Genomic DNA, 17,622 nt, shown 5'->3' with positions numbered 1-17,622 from the left:
ACCGAGGAGGCTCACGGGTGAGCCCGCGGAAAGCGTAGCTTCTGTAGCGCAAATCAACAGCCAAGTTTAACACAGCCATTAATAAAAAGGCTGGAACCCTGCCTTTCTATAAGCTTTATTTCAACATGAAATGAGTTAAATAAACAAGCCTATAAAACATAAATAGGCTTGTTTATTTATGTTATAAAGCTATTTACTTCCTACCATAATAAAACGAAAAATTATAATTACATAATATAATAGCTGGTCTTCCCTAAATAAGGATGAATGTAATTATTCTTTAAACACTTTAAATGAAAGCGTTTTTAAAGATTCAGAATTGATGTAATTGTTGACACTATCTGAGAATAATTATACTATTATAACAATTAATCAAGAAGGATAATTCTAGACTCAAATAAAACAGTAATTATACAAGATTAATATTCAAATCATTATCAATAACCAGGTAAAAGTACGATGATTAAAACTCATTTGCTGAATAACGTTTCTTTACTATAAAATTAATTGAAAATTTAGGAATTATCACATCAGGAGGATAACACAATGAAACAAGCAACGAAAAAATATTTGATAGAACGAATGTATAAAGCTTCACAAGGACTTGCAAATGCAGTTTTAGTTACACTTGGAATTGGTCTCCTTATGGAATCACTTGGAACATTTACTGGTTGGGATGGCTTTACTATAATCGGAGTTTCGGCACAGCTCATGTTAGCTCCAGCTCTTGGAGCAGGCATTGCCTACCAGCTTGGAGGGAATACACTAGTCATTTTCAGTGCAATGGCCAGTGCTACGGTAGGAGCAAGTGCTGTTCAGTTGACTGAACATGGTGCTACATTAGTGACAGGACAACCATTAAGTGCCGTTATGGCTGCAGTGATTGCTACTTGGGTAGGGAAGCGTGTGGCAGGAAAAACGAAACTTGATATGATGGTGATACCTTTTGCTGCTATTTTTGTAGGAGGTATCGCTGGTGTATTTTTATCCAAGATTACCACTCCGTTGCTAGAATGGCTAAGCGCACAAATCGCTACATCTGTTGCTGGTTCTCCTATTATTGGACCTATGGTCATATCTCTTGTTTGGAGTATTTTTCTAATGTCGCCAGCATCTTCTGTAGCCATTGCGATTGCCTTACAGCTTGATCCTGTGTCAAGTGCAGCTGCTTTAATTGGTTGTACCGTCCAATTTGCTGGATTCACCGCAATGTCATTTAAACAAAATGATGCTGGGGCTAATATTGCACAATCCTTAATTACACCTAAAGTACAATTTCCGAACTTAATCAAAAATCCACGGCTTGCCATTCCGCCGTTTATCGCTGCGGTCATTTGTGCTCCCATTGCAACATTGATTTTTGATTTTAAAGTTCCATATAAATTAGCAGGCCTTGGTCTTAATTCATTAATTGCACCTATCAATATTTTAGCTGAACAGGGTGCTATTGTATTATCAATTTACATCGCAGTTGGAATCATCCTTCCAATTATCATCACTCTGGCTATTTATCATGGTTTAAAAGTAATTGGATGGACAAAAGCATCTGACTTAAAAATGGAATTGCAATAATATAAAACTGGGTGAAAAGGACGATTCCTTATTCTACCCAGTTTTTTTGCGTTATTTGCATTGTTCAGGTATACCAACATGACAAAAATGCTTGTTGAAAGTGAATGTAGATGGTGTAGGTCTGGGAAATTATTAAGTTATAATTTTGGCGATGACCAAATAATTATCCTGCCAGTTTGGCCTACTTTGCTCTCTTTTTATTTTTTGCTAATGGGATTGATGATTTATACTATTGTAAAAGAGGTGACGGAATTGCTTACGAACTATTAAAAATACATGTTAAAGGATCCATACATAGACATTTCATTTAGAATTTTGTCCGAGTTTTAAAATGCATAGACCTTGTGCGCTCAATATTATTTTCGATTAAAAGGAGACTATTTATGGATATCTTTATCAAACAAGAAGTAACTGATGAATATAATGCCACAGAAAAAGTGGTAAAACAGGCCTTTTTAAATGAAGAATATAGCGATAAGAAAGAACATATTCTAGTAAATCGGATTAGAAAATCTGAAGCATTTATTCCTGAACTTTCGTTAGTCGCACTAAATCAAGACAAAGTCCTGGTGGGTCATATCCTTTTATCTAAATTAAAAATTGTTGATGGTGATAACGCTTTTGATTCTTTAGCTCTTGCCCCTATTTCTGTTGTACCCGAACATCAGAAAAAGGGCATTGGCAGTCAATTAATTATTGCTGCTTTAAAAAAAGCAAAAGAGATCGGTTTTCACTCAGTTATTGTTTTAGGACACAAAGACTACTATCCCCGGTTTGGCTTTAAACAAGCTAGCTTGTGGGGTATCAAAGCTCCATTTGAGGTCCCTAATGATGTATTTATGGCGCTGGAATTAACGGAGAATGCTCTTGAACATGTTCAAGGTATAGTTCAGTATTCAAGCGCATTTTCTGAGTGAAAGGTAAGCGGAAATTTTTATAATGAGTTTGTGAAAGGGGGATTCGGCCAAATACGATAACAATTGGAAACCCATTGATAGGAGGGTTTCCTAAAAAGACCATTTCCCTGAACACTATTTTTGTAAATAAGATAATTTGAAATAATAAATGGCAACAGGAAAAGAAAGTGGTGTATGATGAAAGTGAAGTCTATACGTCATTTTGATTTTTTTAGGAGAGAAATAAATTGTCAAAAGAAATGTTAAACAAATATACTGCAGGGGTTTTGAGTGCTGTTATTAAACAGCCCCATTGGAAAAAGGATGAACTTTCCAACAAACTTAATCAAGTATTAGACGAAATGAGACAAAACGCAGGATCACAGGAAGTATACCTAGAGTCGCTCTTAAGAAACGTAACCTTTCTAGTCGAAAATACAAATCGTGCGATTTCATTATTAAAGCTATGTATTGAAGAAGAAAAGTTTATGACCCATGAAAGCTTTCAACAAGCCATGTTAGAGGTTCCTAGACTAGTCAAAGAGTCTAATTTCTTCGTTCAAAATATGCCTCGTTTTAAGGAACTTGTCTACAAAGGTTCAACTTTAGAAGAGCAAGTAGCGCATGCTGAGTCGGTTTACTGTGATAGCAGGCTAGTGAACGACATGGTAATTGATTTTATTGGAACTTTCCTACACCCGAATAACAAGGAATTTATGATCAACTTTATGGAGTATGCTTCAGATGTGATCGTGGATACAGTCATGCAATTTTGTAAAACTTATTCCAGCCTCATGCTAAAAGAAATGAACTCAATGAAATAATCTAAAGTGGTAGAATAGATATATTGGAATTTGTATCAAGTAATTTTATCGTAGAAGGAGGTTACTATGGAGGTCACAGCAATTCAGCAGCGTGATAACGTCAGTAATTATCAAAGTCTTCGCTCATTATTTGAAAAAAACATAACGGTTAACAGTATCTCAGAGGTTTTAGACACCTGCAATGTGAGTGATCAAGCACAACAGATTAGCGACCAAATGGTTTTAAAAGACTATGACGTCATTGGAATCGAAGAAAATGGTATGGTGATTGGTTATGTATTAAGAGATGACTTGGGCGAAGGAACTTGTAGGGAATATTTTCGCAGCTTTAGTCCATCCGAGCTCGTCTCGGAATCCACACCGCTGCTTCAAACACTTTTTATTTTTAAAAATACTGAAAGATTATTTATAATAGAAGGAAATAGGATTACCAAAGTAGTGACGCTTGCAGATCTCCAGAAACCACCGATTCGAATGCTTTTATTTGGCGTGATTTCTTTATTAGAAATGCATCTGTATCGAATCATAAATGATTATTTTCATGAAGATAGCTGGAAAAAACACTTAAGTGATAAAAGGATTCAACTGGCAGAGGAATTATTTTTACAAAGAAAAGCTCGAAATGAAGCGATTCAGCTTTGTGATTGTTTGCAGCTTTGTGATAAGAGGGATATCGTATTAAACGAGCAACCATTAAGAGAGCTTTTGGGGATTGAATCAAAAAGTAAAGGGAAGGATTTCTTTAAGAAATTAGAAATCCTTCGCAACAATCTAGCACATTCTCAAGATCTTAATACACAAAATTCCTGGAATGAAATGATCACATTAATCAAACAGACGGAGAATGTTTTAGAACAATGTGAAAAATTTTAAGAAATAACTGCATAGGATATTAAACAACCCACCAATCGTCATGTTGGTGGGTTCATTTATAGGTTACGTTTACTTGAACTTTACATAAATTTAATCTGTTTTAAAATGTGGAGGCTCACTTAACCATGATTTCAGATATTCAATGAACTTTTCGTAGCTGGAGCAAGAGTTTTAAAAGATGTAGCAGCAATACCAATTGTACGATAGTTTTCTCCCTCTAACTTAAGAGTTCGAACGTTCGGTGGAACCCGATGTAAAACCATCTCAGGAAGGATACTGATTCCCATACCATTTCCAACCATTGAAATAATTGCTTGGTCATCTGAAAGTTCAAATTTTATAGTAGGAGTAACATTGTTTTCTTTTAAAATTCGTTTTAGATCGTTATCGCTCCCTTTTTTCGACTTAATTAGAGGCTCCTCTTTGATCATTTCAAAACTAATCTCATTTTGTTCGGCAAGGGGGTGTTTATTTGAGAGGATACAGAGCATTCTATCTTTTATTAAGGGAATCACTTTAAAGTGTTGCGAAGTCGGTAGAGACACAAAACCAAAATCAACCAAACCTGTTGATATCCATTGCTCGACGTCATCATAATCCCCCTCCAGGAGCTGGACCTCGATAGAAGGGTGATCCTCATTAAACATTTTCATGATTTCAGGCAGCCAGTGAATGGACACACTGGAAATCGTTCCAATCCGTACTGTACCGATTTCCAGCCCATTGATATTCGCTATTTCTTGAACCATTTCCTCGTTCCACTTTAGAATTTCGCGTATGTATCTTAAGTTGCGCTCCCCGTTACTGGTCATATATTTTCATTAGAACCTGTTTTCGCGGCATTATTTGCTTTTATTTTCGTAGCTGAAACACTCCCAGCCAAAGGTATATAGGGGCGATTCTTATCTTAATAGGTGTCTTAACGGCTAAGATCCATTTTAAAAGCCCTTTATGAGAAAAAGATTCAATCAAGCAGTTGACGGTTCTGAAGCCTAGCTTACTATCCACTGTCATAATCGTAAACGTTATGCACTGGGGCTTTGAAAACTACATTAAAAAAAATTTATTTTATCTTTCTATTTCTAGGTTGACGCCTGGAAGTTTATTGAATATAATAACAATATCGAATAATCCTATTATTCGGATAGGAATTATAAAGATGCTGACCATTAAAATGGAAGCCTCAATCCCAGCAGATTGTTTTCTGCAGGAATTGGGGCTGTTTTATTTTTAAAGGAAAATAAGGGCAGCAAACGCTATTTAAAGGAAGGAGAGTGAAAAAGTCTATTTGTCCAATATTCATATATTTTACAACTAGGAATTATATATATGCTGACCATTAAAATGGAAGCCTGATCCCCGCAGATCGATTCTCTGCAGGTGTCAGGCTTGTTTTATTTTTCGAGAGAAAAAGATGAGGCATTAACAAAACAAGCATGATTGAAGGGAAGGAGAGTGACAAATGAACAAAGACATTCTTTATAATCGGGTGTTTAAAAGGTTCGTACCTTGGCTGCTGCCTGTTCTGTTACTTTTTGGTTGGCTGTTGTTATCTGAATACGGGCTTCTTTCGAAAAAGATACTTCCTGCACCAACGGATGTCTTGGTGGCGTTTGTGGAATTGGTCCTTTCTGGGGAATTGTTTGGCCACCTTCTTATCAGTTTTCAGAGGGCAATCATAGGCTTCCTTATTGGTGGAAGTATTGGCCTTCTATTGGGTTTAACGAACGGTTTATTTCCAATTGCTGAGAGATTACTTGATACCACGATACAAATGGTTCGTAATATCCCGCATCTTGCCATGATTCCGCTGGTTGTTCTCTGGTTTGGTATTGGGGAAGAGGCAAAAGTGTTTTTAGTAGCTATCGGCGTGGCGTTTCCTATTTATGTGAATACGGTCCATGGTATACGTTCCGTTGATTCGGGACTGGTAGAAATGGGGAGGGTATACGGGCTGCGATCGGGAGCGCTTTTCTGGAAAGTTGTTTTGCCTGGTGCGCTTCCATCCATTTTGGTGGGTGTGCGTTATGCATTGGGGATAATGTGGTTGACGTTGATCGTGGCCGAGACGATTGCAGCTGAATCGGGGATTGGCTTCATGGCAATGAATGCACGGGAATTTATGCAGACCGATGTGGTGTTGCTTTCGATTCTACTCTATGCATTATTTGGAAAACTGGCCGATTTGATGGCCAGATGGCTGGAAAGAAGATTTCTACAATGGCACCCGAATTACCAAAAGGTGTGACCGCTAAAGGAGGTACATCGCGTTGAAGTCATCTGGATACGGTGTGAGTCTAATAGGAAGAGCAGTAAAAAAAGATTTTGGAAGCCAGCATGTGCTCGACAGCATTGAGCTTGATGTCCAACCGGGGGAATTTGTGGCGGTTATCGGACGAAGCGGTTGTGGAAAAAGTACACTGCTGCGCCTGATTGCAGGTTTGGAAAAGCCAACGGAAGGAGAGCTGCTGATCAACAATGAGCCGGTTCGCGCACTGAATCCGGAAATGCGCATCATGTTTCAGGATGCTAGATTGTTGCCTTGGATGTCTGTGATTGACAATGTTGCCCTTGGACTGAAAAAGGGAGAGGGAGAAAAAGCGGAGACGGCCTTAAAGCAAGTTGGTCTTCTTGATCGTGCGAATGAATGGCCATCAGTACTTTCCGGCGGTCAAAAGCAAAGGGTAGCGCTGGCACGTGCGTTGTCGAGCCATCCGCGGCTTTTGCTGCTGGATGAACCGTTAGGCGCCTTGGATGCACTGACACGAATTGAAATGCAGCAGCTGATCGAATCGCTCTGGCTGGAGCAGAAATTTACAACCGTTCTAATCACGCATGATGTAGAAGAAGCGGTAGCCATGGCAGACCGGGTGATATTAATTGAACAAGGGAGAATCGCGATGGACCTGCCGGTTCCATTTTCCCGCCCTCGCCAGCGGGGCCAAGCAGCGTTTGCAGGGCTGGTTGATAAGGTACTTAAGCGTGTATTGGGCGTGACGAAGCAAGAAACCGAAGAAAAGAAAGAATGGGAAGTAGCAACTCCCGGCTATGCGATTCACAGGTAAGGATAAAACTGTTGAAATCATACGTATTCCTTGAATTGAGGTGATGAAACCATAAATTAATCAGAATTGGAATTTTCACTGTATGTCAAGGAAGGCTAACGCTCGAGCCGATCCTGTCGGTTAATGGCTCAATGGAAGAATCAATAAAAAATAGGAGTGTGTACTTATGTCCAATAACCCGAAAACAACGGTTAAACACATTTCGGTTACACGATGTCCGGTTCCGACTGCAAGCAGCCTTGCATTTGATCGCGGGCTTCTTCATAAGGAACTTGCTAAGGTGGGCTTCCTTACCGTTGACCTTAATAATGAAAGAAACGTACCCTTACTCAATGCCCACTTTGATCACTCGCTGCCGTTTCTCGTCCGTGAAGGGGGCAACATCCCTGCTCTGTGGGCACGCTCGACGGGACGCGACACCAGGCTTGTTGCATTGAGCTGGGTAGATGAGTATCAGGCCATCCTCGCGCTACCCGACTCCAGCATTTTCACGCCGGCCGACTTGCGAGGGCGTAGAGTCGGAATCCCCCGACACCGTTATTTGGAAATTGATTTCCGTGCTGCACAGGCGCTTCGAGGGGTACATAATGCGCTCGGGCTAGCAGGACTCACGCTTGACGATGTCGAGTTGGTCGACCTTGAAGCTCCCAACGAAGGACGCCGCGACACCTGGATAACGGAGACGGATGCACTGCGCAGCAGGGAGGTAGATGCCATTTTTGTAAAAGGTGCAACCGGCCTCCAAGTAGCTCGTGCTTTTCCTACCCGGGAAATCGTGGAACTAGGTTTCCACCCAGATCCATTAGTGCGGGTGAATAACGGGGTGCCGCGAACGGTGACGGTCGATGCGGAACTGACCCAGCACGAAGGTGTCGTTGAGCATATTCTTACCGCTCTTCTTCGCTCAGCGGACTGGGCAGAGAATCATCGCGATGATTTCACCCGGATCATTGCACAAGAGACAGGAGCTTCGCCAAACTATGTTGAGGCTGCTTACCGAAATGGTTCCCTGCGGCCGACATTGCATAAGGACTTGCTGACTGCACTTGACGCTCAGCGTAAATTTTTGTTAGATCATGGTTTCCTTGCTGGTGATGTCAACGTATGGGAGTGGGCTTTCCCTGGACCGTTGACAGCCGCAGAACATAATTTGAAAAAGGAGAGTCCACTCAATGACAAATAACGTTAAAGCCGAAGTGAAGGTCGGTGTTCATCCAAACAACCATTCCCTGTTCGTGCTCCGCCGCACTGGGATCCTGGAGAGTATATTGAAAAAACTAGGTACTGAAGTCACCTGGGTCGATTATGAGGACGGGGCGAGAACTCCGCAACGGCTTGCTGCAGGAGAAATTGACTTTGGCGGCACGGGTGCTACCCCGCCGTTAACCGGGCAAGCTTCCGGAATCAACCTCGTTTATGTCGCCGTCTCAGAACCACGTCCGGCAAGCGGTGCGCTCGTTGTTCTTACTGACTCCCCTGTAAACGCAATTACTGATTTGAAAGGGCGGCGTGTTGCTCTTTCCGAAGGCTCGTGGCAGACTAGTTTTCTAGCTTCAGCACTCGAAGAGTCTAATTTGCAATACAAGGATGTTGAACGTGTTAACCTTTCCGTCAGAGGGGATGAGGCACTGGTTGCCGGAGAGGTTGATGCGTGGATTGGAAATGATCCACATCTTGCGGCACTTCAGCGGAAAGGTGTGGTACGCACCATTGTTCCTGTTAACCCTTATATTTCTCACCGATCCGTATGGTTCGCGAGCCGTAGCTTTGCAACAAATAAACCGGAAATACTTGACGCGATTGTCAAGGCCTTGCAGCGTTCCGATTTGTGGTTAAAGGAAAATCCTCGTGAGGCTGCTGAACTTTTCGCCCGCGACCTGCCCAATTGGCCTTCTGTTGATTCATGGGAGGCTGCGCTCAGGCGGAGGCCGTGGGGACTGCAGCCTGTCACTCAAGAATTTGTCTTAGAACAGCAGCGTGTAGCGGATCTTCTTGCCCGTCAAGGACTGCTGCCTCGAACGATTAAGGTGGAAGATGCGGTGTTAAGTCCCACAGCTGCACTTGGAGGGAGGACGTTATGACGGCGCCGAAGGATGGGGTTGAAGTATTCTGGTATCTCACTGCGCCTGACGGAAGGAATCCATGGACGCCGAGTGGTGCGCGGAAAATCGACCTTCCCTATTTGCGGCAAATCGCATCCGCAGTTGACCAGCTTGGCTTTTCTGGTGCGCTGCTTGCGACTGGACCACATGATACCTGGGTACTTGCTTCCGCTCTTATTGCGAGCACAGAACGGATGCGCTTCTTAATTGCCGTTCACCCGCCGTTAATTTCTCCGGTGCTTGCGGCGAAAATGGCGCAGACGTTCGATGAGTTTTCTAATGGGCGAGTATTGCTGAACATCATTAATGGGAACACAACCCAAATGCGGGCGTACGGAACGACACTTGTGCATGACGAACGCTACGCGTACACGGATGAATGGATTCAAGTGTGGCGAAAGGCTGTGGCAGGTGAGAGTCTGGATTTTCATGGTAAGTATATTACAGCAGAGGGGAAGGCATTGCAGCTCAATTCGGTACAAAAGCCAACGCCGCCCCTATGGTTTGGAGGCTCATCGTTGGCAGCGCATGAAACGGCTGCCAAGCATATAGACACCTATTTAAGCTGGGGCGAGCCGCCTGCGCAGGTAGCAGAAAAGATTAAAGATCTTACTGCGTTAGCCGCTAAGGAGGGCCGCACGCTCCGCTACGGAATTCGTCTCTACCTCATCGTTCGTGACACCGATGAGGAAGCGTGGGCGGAAGCAAACCGACTTCTGAGCACCATGGATGAATCGACGGTAGGGCATATGCAGTCGTTGCTTCGCAGCGCCGATTCTGTAGGGCAGCAACGCATGCTTGACTTCCATAATGGCCGCATACCAAAGGATGCTCGGGAACTCGAAATTTATCCAGACTTGTGGGCCGGCATCAGTCTTGTAAGACCAGGTCCGGGCACGGCCATCGTCGGCAGTCCAAAGACTGTCCTTAAGCGCATCCAAGAGTACAGGGATGCCGGTATATCTACTTTTATTCTTTCTGGTATTCCGCTACTAGAGGAAGCGTACCGTGTTGCGGAGCAGATTCTGCCCCATCTTCCGGTAACCTATGATTCTGGATCTGCTGAAGACAAGGGCGTCAAAGATAGCGTCTTTACTTGGAATCACAGCATTCCATAAAACTACTACTATATCAATCGAAGGATGTGACCTGATGCGAAAAGTTAGTGCGATTTTAGTCTTATTCACGTTTGTCATGGTTTTATCTGCATGCGGTAATAACGCAAAGACTGCAAAAAAAGACGGTGAGGTAACTGCCCGTATTGGCGTGTTGCGCGGTGCGGAACCGCTGAGCTTAGCCCAAGAGGGGGGACCACTCCAGAAACGGATTGAAGCAGCTGGGGCAAAGCTCGATAAATCGGGGAGCTTCCCCGCATTGGCACCTGCGATTGAAGCGCTGAATGCGGGATCAATTGATATCACGATTGGATCCATTACAGCGGCAATCAGTGCTCTTGTAGGGGATGCATCGGAATTTACCATTTTTGCCAGGCAAGAAAGTGCCTATAACAATACGGGCATAGTTGCAAAGCCAGAATCAGGGATCAAAAGCGCTGCTGACCTCAAGGGCAAAAAGGTAGCCGTAAACCGCGGCGGCACAGGCGAGTATTTGCTTTATAAAGCCCTTGATAAAGGAGGGATTAAACCTAGTGAGGTTGAAATTGTCTATCTTCCTCCTACCGAAGCAGGTCCAGCGTTCGGAAACGGGGAAGTAGATGCTTGGGCTACATGGGGGGCTTTCACGTCCCTAGCTGTGGAACAGCACGGTGCCGAACTTGTAATCCCGGCGTCTGATATTGGAACACAGAATGACGTTGTTTTTGTGGTTAGAACTGAATTTCTGAAGGTGCACCCTCAATTGGTGCGTGAAATCTATGAAGGTCTACGTGAAGAAGCAGAACTCTCCGCTGAAAACTTTGAAGAAACGGTAAAGCTCATCAAGGACACACAAAATGTTTCTGAGCAAGTTGCCCGCCGACAAGCGGAAGAAGCCGTAATTCCCGTCGAACCAGTAGATGATGTGATTCGCAAACGGTGGCAGGGGATTGCAGACTACGTATTTGAGAAAGGAATCATTCCAGAATCTGTAGGGTTAGATTCTTACACTGTAGACGTACAAACGATTGAAGATTAACTAAGCTTAAAGTAACTTTATTTTTACTATTTGTACAAAGATGTTTATCCTTATTCAATCATTAATCGGGGATATTGAATAAATAGTTTTAAAGTGCCAGGCTTCCTATACCCAGTCCTGTCTCTTCCTATTAGCTCATTTTGTCAAATCTAGTGATTGGTAGGAGAAGTGTGAAAGGTGGAAGCCTGATGAAGGTTAAGATGAAAGCTTGGTTAAAACAATATTTTAAAACAATCCAACTAACTACTAGACGAAAAAAATGAACATTCACCAAATAGAGGACTACCTAATTAATGATAAATGTAAGGACTCGATTCGTTATCAAATTGAAAATGGCCACCGTTCTTTTGTTCAAGTTATGAATTCGCTTACGGATGAAGGGGTGGTTTCTCCCATTAAGAAAAGCTCCTTAAAGGTGATGAGATATTTCTTGCTAATGTTGGGGCCACTTTATTGCAGCGATTGCAGCTGACACTGGACGATCTCAAAGCAAGAGTTTATGGGGAACCCTTTGCTTTCTGGCCAGCGCCAACGGAAAAAAAAGGGACAGCATGAAATGATCTCATTAATTGAGCAGACGGAGAAGTTATTAGAAGAATGTGAAAAAGTATAAGGAACTAAGCTAAATAAAAAATCCCGCCAATCGTAGAATTGGCGGGATTTTTTTAGGTTAAGCTTTGCTCATTGCGTATTTTTTCAAGCAAGGCCTGACAGCCGTCTGTAACCAGCTGATAAGTTTCCTCAAAGTCTCCGGTGTAATAGGGATCAGGAACATCTTTGTTATGTTGTGTTAAATCGAGCAAACGAATGATTTTCGGATGTTGAGGTTTTCCGGTAATCTCAAAAATGTTCTTTACATTGCTCTCATCCATACCTATTATATAGTCGAACTTTTCAAAGTCTTCCTTGGCTAACTGACGTCCGACAAGACCGTTTGATGAAACGTTGTATTTTTTTAAAATGGCAAGAGTTCCTTTATGTGGAGGAGAACCTATATGCCAAGAACTAGTGGCAGCGGAATCAACGGTAATTTGGTTAGACAAATTTTCTTTTTTCAGTATGTCACGAAACAATGCTTCAGCCATTGGTGATCGGCAAATGTTTCCCAAGCAAACAAATAGTACATTAATCATTAAATTAACTCCTTTAACCTATTAAACTAAGTTTAATACTCCATAATGACCATTCTAAGTCAGTTATCAAGGATTGTAAAATGAAAAGAACCTTAAGTGGTTCATGATTACCTCATTACTATAAAAGCCATGGCTAGCCTTGCCATGAAAAAAGTTTAACTTAATCAAAAGGGTTGGATTGTTTTTGGTCATAATCTGCTCATCCAAATAGTAGAAATGTTATAAGGATTGTTTTTATCCATATCAATCATTTGGTTGAAGATCCTTCTAAATTATCAACTTATATTAGAATTTAGCTAAATAAGGAGGAGTTTATGTTGAAATCGATTGGAATCTTAGGCGTAGGTCAAGCAGGTGGGAATATCGCAGAAATTGCATCAGCCTTGAATTTTCCAACTGCTTTGATTAATACGAATCAACGTGATGGGGTTGTAAACACCCGGGTAGAAAAAAAGTTTTTCGTTACAGGGTATAATGGTGCTGGTCAAGATCGTTCTTTAGGGTTACGGGCGCTTCAAGAAAACTATAAGGAGATCATTGATTTTGTGACCAGCTCCTTTAAAAACATCAAGCTTCTTTTAGTTGCTTTTTCAACGGACGGTGGCACCGGGTCTGGGATGAGTCCGATGTTAATTGATTTGTTAATTGATCAGTTGCCTGGTGTCAAGGTAGGGGCGATCGCGGTTATCCCTGAGCGAAATGTATTAGCGGGAAATCGCATCAATACCGCCGAGTGTATCGAAGAAATTTCCAATATAGAAGGCATTTCTTCTGTATTCCTCGTCGACAATGATCAAATGCGTAAATTGAAACCACAATCCAGTAAACATGAAATTTACCTTTCTGCTAATCTTCAAGCTATGGAGGCCATAAACCATCTTCTGAAAATAACGAAGAAGAGTTCATTCTTTGGAAATTTCGATGAAACCGATCTAATGAATATCCTTGGTTCAAGAGGAGTAACATTGATCTCTTCCGCTCCGATAACGGACGCGAAAAATACCTCGGAGGTCACCAAGAAAGTGCAGGTTTCTTGGGAGAACTCGATTTTCTGTCCTGTAGAATCACAAGGGGTAATCCGAGCTGGGCTTATCTATGAGGGACCAGAGAACATTTCAAAACTGATTAATGTACCATCCATCTTTGAAAGAGTGGGGGAACCGCTGCAATTATTTGAAGGAACCTATATCACAGAATCTGACCCTACGATCACAACCATACTTGCTGGACTTTCGTTCCCAACACGCCGGATGCTTTCTGTTGAAGAATCCCTAGAAAAAAACAAAGAACGATTAGAGGAACTGGTGAAAAAGGAAAATACTCAAAATTACGAGTCTGGTATCCGATGGGCATCCAACTTAAAACTTATAAAACAGGAAAGAAAGCCAGTATCTATCACTTCCAAGTTAAATAAGTATCAAGGTAATTATAGTGAGTAGAAAGAAACACAGCGGACACATTATAACCAGAAAATACTTTTGTGCAAATTAAAAAAATAAGGCTTACTTCGCTAGGTAAGTTCTACTTTTAACAAAAAAGATACTAACGTTAATAAATCCACACAATTTATTTCAAATACATGAAATAAATTGTGCGGTTTTTTGTTATTCTATCAATTCGGATCAAAGAGTCGTTTCTTTAAATATAGTCTAGCCCCTTAGTTGCTAGGGGCTTTAGCTTTTTGCGTTCCTAATGAGGGAAGCCATATTAGTTTTCTAAAAAAGATGCTGAAAACAACTTGAAGTGTGTCCCTAAAAGCTATGCTTTTGAGACACACTTTTTTTCTAACGGCTAGTGAAAATATTAGCATTTTTAATCCTCTTATTAGGGATTTAATGGTAAAATTAATTAAATTAAAACGAGGTGGGAATCTAATGAGTGATAAAAATAAGATTCAGAGTAAAAAAAAGAATAAGGAAAGCTATATGATTTCGGGTTTTATTGGTGCTGCAATTGGTGCAGTTTTTGGGTTAGTATCTTATGTGAAAGATTGGATCTGATTAGCAGGTTATAATAACTAGAATAGAGGGAGTTGCTTTGTTTGGAAACAATCCAATCTATGTTTAAGCATTTGCATTGGTCTAATCAACGAATTCTTGAAACCTTACATAACGGTGAAGAGAACAAGAAGGCGAATAATCTCTTTTCCCATATACTACATGCAGAAAATGTTTGGTTTACTAGGTTAATAGGGACAGATAGTTCGCATTTACCGATTTGGGCAGAGATTAGTTTAGAATCGTGTTTAGGTCTGGTTAATCAAAATAATCTTAACTATACTGCATTCCTTTCAAATTTATCCAATTTGGAACTTGATCAACTAGTCACCTATAAAAATAGTAAAGGCACAGAATTCCGTAATTCCAAAAGAGATATCTTAACCCATGTTGCTCTTCATGGTCAGTACCATCGTGGACAGATCAATCAGCTTCTAAGAGCAGCAAAACTAGAACCTATAAATGTTGACTTTATTACATTTAGAAGATGATATAGTTATAGATATTTATTAAAAACGAGTGCATGGCACCTTCCAATTCGTTGGTGCCATGCACTCGTTATTTAATTATTTTTTATTGTGTGAAGGGTCACTTAACCATGATTTCAGATATTCAATGAACTTTTTCGTAGCTGGAGCAAGGGACTTAAAAGATGTAGCTGCAATACCAATGGTACGATAATTTTCTCCCTCTAACTTAAGAGTCCGAACGTTTGTTGGAACCTGATGTAAAACCATTTCAGGAAGTATACTGATTCCCATACCATTTCTAACCATTGAAATAATTGCCTGGTCATCTGAAAGTTCAAATTTAATATTAGGGGTAACATTGTTTTCTTTTAAAATTCGTTTTAGATCGTTATCGCTCCCTTTTTTTGACTTGATTAGAGGCTCTTCTTTAATCATTTCAAAACTAATCTCATTTTGTTCAGCAAGCGGGTGTTCATTTGAGAGGATACAGAGCATTTTATCTTTTTTTAATGGAATCACTTCAAAGTTTTGTGAAGTCGGTAGAGACACAAAGCCAAAGTCAACCAAACCAGTTGATATCCAATTCTCGACGGCATCATAATCCCCCTCCAGGAGTTTGACCTCGATAGTAGGGTGAGCCTCATTAAATATTTTCATGATTTCAGGGAGCCAGTGAATGGACACACTTGAAATCGTTCCAATCCGGACTGTACCGATTTCCAGCCCATTGATATTAGCTATTTCTTGAACCATTTCTTCATTCAACATTAATATATCACGTATGTATTTTAAGATGCGCTTTCCGTTATTGGTCAAATGGATACCTGAGCGTCCTCGATTGAGTATAGAAAATCCCCATTCTGATTCAAGGCTGGTAATGGCATGACTTATAGCAGATTGACTTAAACTTAGTGTTTCACCGGCTTTCGTAAGGCTCCCTAATTCCACGACAGTACTAAATATCTCAAACTTAGCAAGAGACAGTTTGACCACTCCTTTTACATGAAATTTATTCATGTCAATCTTCGAAAACATTCATTTTTCTAATCTTAATTTTACAATTATACTTAATAATAATCAATTCGTGAAAGGATAGGTGACCTAAAAATGAATCAAAATAAATTGTCTGGGATAGGATCAAACACCCAATTAAACGCAGATATCATAATGCTGATCGTTACTATGATTTGGGGGTCATCATATTTGTTTATGAAGATGGGTCTCGATTCCTTTCAAGGGTTTAACTTGATAGCATTACGTTTTGGCATAGCGTTTATTTTAGCTGGAGCTGTATTTTACAAGCGCTTCATACATATTGATAAGAAAACATGTTTTTATGGATTTTTATTAGGAACAATCTTGTTCTTCATCATGTCTGTTGTTACGATCGGATTAAAATTCACAACTATTTCAAATGCGGGATTTTTATTTAGCCTTTCAGTAGTATTTGTCCCGTTATTCTTAGCGATCTTTTTTAGAAAAAAACCAGAAAAAAAAGTTGTTTTGGGCGTAGCCGTTTCTATAACAGGAATTGCTCTTTTAACATTAAATCATGAATTAATGATCAATTCCGGAGACTTCTTAATTATATTAGGTGCAGTATTTTATGCCATTTTCATCATTGTTATAGATAAGTTGACGAAAAATTGTGATTCCATCACACTCGGGATTTTACAACTTGGCTTTGCCGGGGCATGGGGGTTACTATTTTCATTATTTTTCGAAAAGCCACATCTGCCTAACACAACAGAATCATGGGTTGCGATATTGGCTTTAAGCATACTTTGCAGTGCAATTGGTTTTATCGGTCAAGCCTATGCTCAAAACTATAGCACACCAACGCACACAGGTTTTATATTTTCATTAGAACCCGTTTTCGCGGCATTATTTGCTTTTATTTTCGTAGGTGAAACACTCCCAGTCAAAGGGTATTTAGGAGCCATTCTTATCTTAGCAGGTGTCTTAACGGCTAAAATCAATTTTAAAATGTTTTTTATGAGAAAAAGATTCAATCAAACAGTTGACTCTTCTGAAGCGTAGGATGATGAGATTGATAGTTATTTATATTTATTTAAAACGAGTGCCTGACCCCATCCAATTCTTTGGTGTCAGCCACTCGTTTTTCTATTAATTTTTATAGCATGGGACTTGATGCTTTCATTAGAAAAATCATTCATTGTTATGAAACCTGATTTGGATGAATATAATCTATTAAAATAGGAAAACAAGTTGTAAATTGGAGGAGGGAATGAAATTTGGATAGTTTAAGATTTAGCCAGTTGAAGGCATTTGTTGAATTGGAGTATATGGGTCGACACGATATCATCCCACAATTCCATTTCCATACAGAAGATTTAAAATGGTTTATTGAGCAAGCGGAGAAAGCTGGGCGTTTTGAACGAACGTTAAGAATGATTGCAGAAGGAATGAACGGGAAGGAATCCAGTGAATTAATTGAAATAGCAAGTAAGGCATTAAAAGATTAGGGATGGGGTGCCTGGCATTTCAGTGTCGAGTTAGAGAGAGTTGAATTTGTTAGGCAGATAAACAAAGGAAA

The 17,622-nt window shown here is 40.6% G+C and carries 18 protein-coding genes; 15 read left to right on the top strand and 3 right to left on the bottom strand.

All coding sequences use genetic code 11. The features are described from left to right. Nucleotides 1-546 precede the first annotated feature (546 nt). From J2Y03_RS21670 to J2Y03_RS21655, 4 genes are all read left to right on the top strand, one after another. A complete protein-coding gene (locus tag J2Y03_RS21670) occupies nucleotides 547-1,572 on the top strand; it encodes a PTS sugar transporter subunit IIC (protein ID WP_310198167.1) in 1,026 nt (341 codons plus the stop codon). A 383-nt stretch (nucleotides 1,573-1,955) separates the two neighbouring features. Then, on the top strand, nucleotides 1,956-2,489 hold the full coding sequence (locus J2Y03_RS21665; RefSeq protein WP_310198164.1) for a GNAT family N-acetyltransferase: 534 nt from the start codon (nucleotides 1,956-1,958) through the stop codon (nucleotides 2,487-2,489). Between the two features lie 227 nt (nucleotides 2,490-2,716). Then, nucleotides 2,717-3,292, top strand: coding sequence for a hypothetical protein (locus J2Y03_RS21660; protein ID WP_310198163.1), 576 nt, complete (start codon nucleotides 2,717-2,719; stop codon nucleotides 3,290-3,292). A gap of 66 nt (nucleotides 3,293-3,358) precedes the next feature. Next, nucleotides 3,359-4,165 carry a hypothetical protein gene (locus J2Y03_RS21655; protein ID WP_310198160.1) on the top strand — a complete coding sequence of 269 codons (807 nt, stop codon included), beginning with the start codon at nucleotides 3,359-3,361 and terminating at the stop codon, nucleotides 4,163-4,165. Between the two features lie 131 nt (nucleotides 4,166-4,296). On the opposite strand, the gene J2Y03_RS21650 is transcribed toward J2Y03_RS21655, so the two are convergent. Further along, nucleotides 4,297-4,914, bottom strand: a complete 618-nt coding sequence (locus tag J2Y03_RS21650) for a LysR family transcriptional regulator substrate-binding protein (RefSeq protein ID WP_310198158.1) — start codon at nucleotides 4,912-4,914, stop codon at nucleotides 4,297-4,299. A 740-nt stretch (nucleotides 4,915-5,654) separates the two neighbouring features. Here J2Y03_RS21650 and ssuC point away from each other — a divergent pair. From ssuC to J2Y03_RS21615, 6 genes are all read left to right on the top strand, one after another. Then, nucleotides 5,655-6,413, top strand: a complete 759-nt coding sequence (gene ssuC, locus J2Y03_RS21640; protein ID WP_396954241.1) for an aliphatic sulfonate ABC transporter permease SsuC — start codon at nucleotides 5,655-5,657, stop codon at nucleotides 6,411-6,413. Between the two features lie 22 nt (nucleotides 6,414-6,435). After that, nucleotides 6,436-7,230 carry an ATP-binding cassette domain-containing protein gene (locus J2Y03_RS21635; RefSeq protein WP_310198151.1) on the top strand — a complete coding sequence of 265 codons (795 nt, stop codon included), beginning with the start codon at nucleotides 6,436-6,438 and terminating at the stop codon, nucleotides 7,228-7,230. Nucleotides 7,231-7,396: 166 nt separating this feature from the next. Continuing rightward, nucleotides 7,397-8,413 (top strand): ABC transporter substrate-binding protein, encoded by a 1,017-nt coding sequence (locus J2Y03_RS21630; protein ID WP_310198147.1) that lies wholly within the window; start codon nucleotides 7,397-7,399, stop codon nucleotides 8,411-8,413. Further along, nucleotides 8,403-9,311, top strand: a complete 909-nt coding sequence (locus J2Y03_RS21625) for an aliphatic sulfonate ABC transporter substrate-binding protein (protein WP_310198144.1) — start codon at nucleotides 8,403-8,405, stop codon at nucleotides 9,309-9,311. Before J2Y03_RS21630 ends, J2Y03_RS21625 begins: the two co-directional genes overlap by 11 nt. After that, nucleotides 9,308-10,450 carry an LLM class flavin-dependent oxidoreductase gene (locus J2Y03_RS21620; RefSeq protein WP_310198142.1) on the top strand — a complete coding sequence of 381 codons (1,143 nt, stop codon included), beginning with the start codon at nucleotides 9,308-9,310 and terminating at the stop codon, nucleotides 10,448-10,450. The genes J2Y03_RS21625 and J2Y03_RS21620 overlap by 4 nt, the downstream gene beginning before the upstream one ends. A gap of 34 nt (nucleotides 10,451-10,484) precedes the next feature. After that, nucleotides 10,485-11,465: an ABC transporter substrate-binding protein gene (locus J2Y03_RS21615; protein WP_310198140.1), complete on the top strand. Its 981-nt coding sequence runs from the start codon at nucleotides 10,485-10,487 to the stop codon at nucleotides 11,463-11,465. Nucleotides 11,466-12,130: 665 nt separating this feature from the next. Here J2Y03_RS21615 and J2Y03_RS21610 read toward each other — a convergent pair. After that, entirely contained in the window at nucleotides 12,131-12,598 is a 468-nt protein-coding gene (locus J2Y03_RS21610; RefSeq protein WP_310198138.1) for a low molecular weight protein-tyrosine-phosphatase, read from the bottom strand. A gap of 317 nt (nucleotides 12,599-12,915) precedes the next feature. On the opposite strand from J2Y03_RS21610, the gene J2Y03_RS21605 reads away from it, so the two are divergent. The 3 genes from J2Y03_RS21605 (at nucleotide 12,916) to J2Y03_RS21595 (ending at nucleotide 15,086) form a co-directional block, all read left to right on the top strand. After that, on the top strand, nucleotides 12,916-14,037 hold the full coding sequence (locus J2Y03_RS21605) for an FtsZ/tubulin family protein (protein ID WP_310198134.1): 1,122 nt from the start codon (nucleotides 12,916-12,918) through the stop codon (nucleotides 14,035-14,037). A gap of 435 nt (nucleotides 14,038-14,472) precedes the next feature. Next, on the top strand, nucleotides 14,473-14,598 hold the full coding sequence (locus J2Y03_RS21600; protein ID WP_310198132.1) for a hypothetical protein: 126 nt from the start codon (nucleotides 14,473-14,475) through the stop codon (nucleotides 14,596-14,598). Nucleotides 14,599-14,639: 41 nt separating this feature from the next. Next, entirely contained in the window at nucleotides 14,640-15,086 is a 447-nt protein-coding gene (locus J2Y03_RS21595) for a DinB family protein (protein ID WP_310198129.1), read from the top strand. Between the two features lie 75 nt (nucleotides 15,087-15,161). On the opposite strand, the gene J2Y03_RS21590 is transcribed toward J2Y03_RS21595, so the two are convergent. Further along, on the bottom strand, nucleotides 15,162-16,049 hold the full coding sequence (locus tag J2Y03_RS21590) for a LysR family transcriptional regulator (protein ID WP_310198321.1): 888 nt from the start codon (nucleotides 16,047-16,049) through the stop codon (nucleotides 15,162-15,164). 123 nt (nucleotides 16,050-16,172) lie between these two features. Between J2Y03_RS21590 and J2Y03_RS21585 the strand changes: the two genes are divergently transcribed. After that, nucleotides 16,173-17,105: a DMT family transporter gene (locus tag J2Y03_RS21585; protein ID WP_310198126.1), complete on the top strand. Its 933-nt coding sequence runs from the start codon at nucleotides 16,173-16,175 to the stop codon at nucleotides 17,103-17,105. A gap of 215 nt (nucleotides 17,106-17,320) precedes the next feature. Beyond that, nucleotides 17,321-17,551, top strand: a complete 231-nt coding sequence (locus tag J2Y03_RS21580; protein WP_132093696.1) for a hypothetical protein — start codon at nucleotides 17,321-17,323, stop codon at nucleotides 17,549-17,551. Nucleotides 17,552-17,622: the final 71 nt, after the last annotated feature.

This window comes from Neobacillus niacini (genome assembly GCF_031457145.1).
Taxonomy (GTDB): domain Bacteria; phylum Bacillota; class Bacilli; order Bacillales; family Cytobacillaceae; genus Neobacillus; species Neobacillus niacini_J.
The sequence above is the reverse complement of the archived record's forward strand: the minus strand, read 5'-3'. Positions and strand labels throughout refer to the sequence as shown.

Coding starts and splice junctions, on each gene's coding strand:
- J2Y03_RS21655 (WP_310198160.1), top strand. CDS start 3,359: ATGGAGGTCACAGCAATTCAGCAGCGTGATAACGTCAGTAATTATCAA.
- J2Y03_RS21610 (WP_310198138.1), bottom strand. CDS start 12,598: ATGATTAATGTACTATTTGTTTGCTTGGGAAACATTTGCCGATCACCA.
- J2Y03_RS21625 (WP_310198144.1), top strand. CDS start 8,403: ATGACAAATAACGTTAAAGCCGAAGTGAAGGTCGGTGTTCATCCAAAC.
- J2Y03_RS21650 (WP_310198158.1), bottom strand. CDS start 4,914: ATGGTTCAAGAAATAGCGAATATCAATGGGCTGGAAATCGGTACAGTA.
- J2Y03_RS21665 (WP_310198164.1), top strand. CDS start 1,956: ATGGATATCTTTATCAAACAAGAAGTAACTGATGAATATAATGCCACA.
- J2Y03_RS21620 (WP_310198142.1), top strand. CDS start 9,308: ATGACGGCGCCGAAGGATGGGGTTGAAGTATTCTGGTATCTCACTGCG.
- J2Y03_RS21585 (WP_310198126.1), top strand. CDS start 16,173: ATGAATCAAAATAAATTGTCTGGGATAGGATCAAACACCCAATTAAAC.
- J2Y03_RS21630 (WP_310198147.1), top strand. CDS start 7,397: ATGTCCAATAACCCGAAAACAACGGTTAAACACATTTCGGTTACACGA.
- J2Y03_RS21670 (WP_310198167.1), top strand. CDS start 547: ATGAAACAAGCAACGAAAAAATATTTGATAGAACGAATGTATAAAGCT.
- J2Y03_RS21615 (WP_310198140.1), top strand. CDS start 10,485: ATGCGAAAAGTTAGTGCGATTTTAGTCTTATTCACGTTTGTCATGGTT.
- J2Y03_RS21600 (WP_310198132.1), top strand. CDS start 14,473: ATGAGTGATAAAAATAAGATTCAGAGTAAAAAAAAGAATAAGGAAAGC.